Raw genomic sequence first — 4,064 nt, 5'->3', positions numbered from 1 at the left:
AACGGTGCAGCCGTTCAGCCACGCAGGCTGACGACCGGCCAGCCGCGGGCGCGGGCGATATCCTCCAGCACCGGGTCCGGATCCACCGCCACCGGGTTATCCACCGCCTCCAGCAACGGCAGGTCGTTGCGCGAATCGGAATAGAACCAGGCGCCGTCCAGCGATTCGCCGTTGCCGGTCATCCACTCGCGCAGGCGGGTGATCTTGCCGTCCTGGAAACAGGCGGTACCGGCCAGACGGCCGGTGTAGCGGCCGTCGGCATCCTGCTCGGGCTCGGTGGCGATCAGGTGCTCGACGCCGTAGCGCGCGGCGATGCGCTCGGTCACGAATCGGTTGGTGGCGGTGATGATGACCAGGGTGTGCCCCTGCGCCCGGTGCCGTTCCAGCAGCTCGACCGCCGCCGGCAGCAGCAGGGGCTCGATGCATTCGGCCAGGAAGTCCTCGCGCCAGGCCTCCAGCGTGGCGCGGTCGTTGCGCGCCAGCACCGCGAACACGAACTCGGAGAACTCGCGGATATCCAGCGTGCCGGCCTTGTACTGGGCGTAGAAGCGGTCGTTGGCCAGACGGTAGGCCTCGGCGTCGACATGGCCGTGCCGCGACAGGAACTCGCCCCAGGCGTGGTCCGAGTCACCGCCCAGCAGGGTGTTGTCGAGGTCGAACAGGGCCAGGGTCATCGCGGTCTCCGATCACATCAGCGGCGCATCAGTGGCGCGGCAAGGGACATGCGGGCAGGGTGCCCGCCACAAGCCGGGCATGATAGCGCCCGCGCTGCAAAAAATCCGCCGGCAACCTTGCCCGTCACCGTCCCGTCAGGTACTAATGCATTAATAATTGAATGTTTTCCAAGGAATCTCTTGTGATAGACGGGGATGGTTTCCGACCCAACGTCGGCATCATTGTGGCCAACGATCAGGGCCAGGTGCTGTGGGCGCGTCGCTACGGCCATGATGCCTGGCAGTTCCCGCAGGGCGGCATCGTCGACGGCGAGACGCCCGAGCAGGCCATGTACCGCGAACTGAAGGAAGAAATCGGCCTGGAGCCCCAGGATGTGAAGATCCTGGCGCAGACCCGCGGCTGGCTGCGCTACCGGCTGCCGCGCCGCTTCATCCGCAACGACAAGCCGCCGGTGTGCATCGGCCAGAAGCAGAAATGGTTCCTGCTCAGGCTGACCGGCAGCGAATCGCGGGTGCGGCTGGACGTGCAGAAGCCGGCTGAGTTCGACCACTGGCGCTGGGTGAGCTACTGGTATCCGCTGGACCAGGTGGTCTCGTTCAAGCGCGAGGTCTACCGCAAGGCACTGAAGGAACTGCTGCCGCGCCTGCCGGTGGCGCTGACCACGAGGGCTGGCTGACGAATGCCGCTGACGACTGAACCGAGCATGCTGGAAATCCTCCGCCGCATCGTGCAGGAGGTCGACTCCGCGCCCAGCTTCCAGGCGGCGCTGGACGTGCTCGTCGCTTCGGTGCGCGAGGCCACCGGCACCGAGGTCTGCTCGGTCTACCTGCTCGACGAGCGCAGCAACCGCCTCGTGCTCATGGCCAACGAGGGCTTCAACCCCGAGTCCATCGGCGTGGTCAGCATGACCTTCGACGAGGGCCTGGTCGGCCTCTGCGCCTCGCGCGAGGAGCCGATCAACCTGCAGGATGCCGCCACGCATCCGCGCTACCGCTATTTCCCGGAGACCGGCGAGGAACGCTACAACGCCTTCCTCGGCGTGCCCATCATGAACCGCCGCAAGGTGCTCGGCGTGCTGGTCGTGCAGCAGCGCGAGAACCGGCGCTTCGATGAAGGCGAAGTGGCCTTCATGGTCACCCTGTCGGCGCAGCTCTCCGGCGTCGTCGCCCACGCCAAGGTGCTGGGCCAGCTGGAGGTGGTGCGCGGCTCGCGCACGGCACAGACGCAGATCTACCAGGGCACCACCGGCGCCACCGGCGTCACCCTCGGCCGCGCCGTGGTGCTGTACCCGCCGGCCGACCTCGACCAGGTGCCCGACCGCTCCGTCGACGACGTGGACGCCGAACTGGCGCTGCTGCAGCAGGCCCTGGAAGCGGTGCGCGAGGATGTGCGTGCGCTCGACGAGCGCATGGCCGACAGCCTCATGCCCGAGGAGCGCGCACTGTTCGACGTCTACCTGCGCATGCTCGACGACAACGCCCTCGGCGGCGAGATCGCCGAGCGCATCGAGGCCGGCAACTGGGCCCAGGGCGCGCTGCGCGAAGTCATCGACGAGCACATGCAGAACTTCGCGCTGATGGACGACCCCTACCTGCGCGAGCGCATGTCCGATGTCCGCGACCTCGGCCTGCGCCTGCTCTCGCAGCTGCAGCAGCAGGAAACCGAAGACACCCGCGAATTCCCCGAGAACAGCATCCTGGTGGGCGAGGACATCTCCACCGCCATGCTGCTGGAAGCACCGCTGGACCGCGTCAGCGGCGTGGTCGCCGCCACCGGTGCGGCGAACTCGCACATGGCCATCGTCGCGCGCGCGCTCGGCATCCCCACCGTGGTCGGCGTCAGCGACCTGCCGGTAACTTCGCTCGACGACGCCGAAATGATCGTCGACGCCTACCTCGGCCGCGTCTTCGTGCAGCCCTCGCGCGTGCTGCGCAAGCGCTACAAGGACATCATCAAGGAAGAGCAACAGCTGGTCGCCGGCCTCGACGCCTACAAGCAGCGCGATGCCATGACGCCCGACGGCCGCCGCGTGGCGCTGCACGTCAACACCGGCCTGATGGCCGATGTCGCGCGCGCCAAGGATCGCGGCGCCGAGGGCGTGGGCCTGTACCGCTCGGAAATCCCGTTCATGCTGCGCGAACGCTTCCCCGGCGAGGAGGAGCAGCGCCAGATCTACCGCCAGCAGCTCGAGGCCTTCGCGCCGCGGCCGGTGACCATGCGCACGCTCGACATCGGCGGCGACAAGGACCTGCCCTATTTCCCGATCGAGGAAGACAACCCGGCGCTGGGCTGGCGCGGCATACGCATCACCCTGGACCACCCGGAAATCTTCATGGTGCAGGTGCGCGCCATGCTCAAGGCAGCCTCCGGCCTGAACAACCTGCAGATCCTGCTGCCCATGGTGACCACGGTGAGCGAGGTCGAGGATGCCGTGGCGCTGATCCACCGCGCCGTCGCCGAGCTGCAGGAAGAGAACGAGTTCGAGGTCACGCTGCCGCGCATCGGCGTCATGATCGAGGTGCCGGCGACCATCATCCAGATCGCCGACCTGGCCCGGCACGCCGACTTCGTCAGCATCGGCTCCAACGACCTGACGCAGTACCTGCTGGCCGTGGACCGCAACAACGCGCGCGTGGCCGGGCTGTACTCGCAGTACCATCCGGCGGTGCTGCGCGCCGTGCGCTACGTGGTCAGCGAGGTGCACCGCGCCGGCAAGACGGTGAGCATCTGCGGCGAAATGGCCGGCGACCCGGGCACCGCCATCCTGCTCATGGCCATGGGCTTCGACATGCTGTCGATGAGCGCCAGCAATCTGCTCAAGGTGCGCAAGACCATCTGCCACGTGCCCATGGAGCGCGCCGAAGCGCTGCTGAACCGCGTGCTGGCCTTCGACAAGCCGGAAACGGTGCGTGCCGAGGTCGAGGCCGAACTCAGCGAGCTGGGCCTGATCGACCTGATCCGTCCCAAGAGCACGGCGGCGGCGGCCACCGCCACCTGAGCCGCCACGCGCCAGCCCCGGCAGGCGAGGCGAGGCCAGACCGTCCGCTCCGCAGCCGGCGGCCCGGCGTCAGTCCTCCCGGATCACGCGGAAGCTGACGCGCTCGCCACGGTTGTGGTCGGCTTCTTCCCAGACGATTTCATGCTCGCCCATCCACAGCCAGGTCGAGTTGCGGGTGCCATAGCCGGGCGAGTGTATGCACACCGGTGACAGCATGCGCTCCATGGCCAGGCCGACGCCGGTGTCGGGCAGCGCGTCATCAGGTGCCGGCGTGTCGTCGGCGAGCAGGGCCAGATGCGCCTCCGCGGGCGCGTCCGCCGGCAGCGCGCGCGCCGCCGCCAGCAGTCGCTCGGACTTGGGCCAGGGCACGTCGAGGGCGGCGTTGGAGAGG

The 4,064-nt window shown here is 68.2% G+C and carries 4 protein-coding genes; 2 read left to right on the top strand and 2 right to left on the bottom strand.

The features are described 5' to 3' along the window. Positions 1-14: 14 nt before the first annotated feature. Positions 15-674 carry a histidinol-phosphatase gene (locus tag C5O18_RS07135; protein ID WP_105192734.1) on the bottom strand — a complete coding sequence of 220 codons (660 nt, stop codon included), beginning with the start codon at positions 672-674 and terminating at the stop codon, positions 15-17. A 182-nt stretch (positions 675-856) separates the two neighbouring features. Between C5O18_RS07135 and C5O18_RS07130 the strand changes: the two genes are divergently transcribed. Both C5O18_RS07130 and ptsP read left to right on the top strand, forming a co-directional pair. Further along, positions 857-1,351 (top strand): RNA pyrophosphohydrolase, encoded by a 495-nt coding sequence (locus C5O18_RS07130; RefSeq protein ID WP_105192732.1) that lies wholly within the window; start codon positions 857-859, stop codon positions 1,349-1,351. 27 nt (positions 1,352-1,378) lie between these two features. Continuing rightward, a complete protein-coding gene (gene ptsP, locus C5O18_RS07125) occupies positions 1,379-3,673 on the top strand; it encodes a phosphoenolpyruvate--protein phosphotransferase (protein WP_105192730.1) in 2,295 nt (764 codons plus the stop codon). A 69-nt stretch (positions 3,674-3,742) separates the two neighbouring features. On the opposite strand, the gene C5O18_RS07120 is transcribed toward ptsP, so the two are convergent. After that, positions 3,743-4,064: NRDE family protein (locus tag C5O18_RS07120; protein ID WP_206389778.1), on the bottom strand; the 322-nt coding region annotated here is incomplete at its 5' end.

The sequence above is a fragment of the Amnimonas aquatica genome (assembly GCF_002943415.1).
In the GTDB taxonomy this organism is placed as follows: Bacteria; Pseudomonadota; Gammaproteobacteria; order Pseudomonadales; family Moraxellaceae; genus Perlucidibaca; species Perlucidibaca aquatica_A.
The sequence above is the reverse complement of the archived record's forward strand: the minus strand, read 5'-3'. Positions and strand labels throughout refer to the sequence as shown.

Bases quoted from the DNA above. Each gene is read 5' to 3' on its own strand.
- ptsP (WP_105192730.1), top strand. From the start codon at position 1,379: ATGCTGGAAATCCTCCGCCGCATCGTGCAGGAGGTCGACTCCGCGCCC.
- C5O18_RS07135 (WP_105192734.1), bottom strand. From the start codon at position 674: ATGACCCTGGCCCTGTTCGACCTCGACAACACCCTGCTGGGCGGTGAC.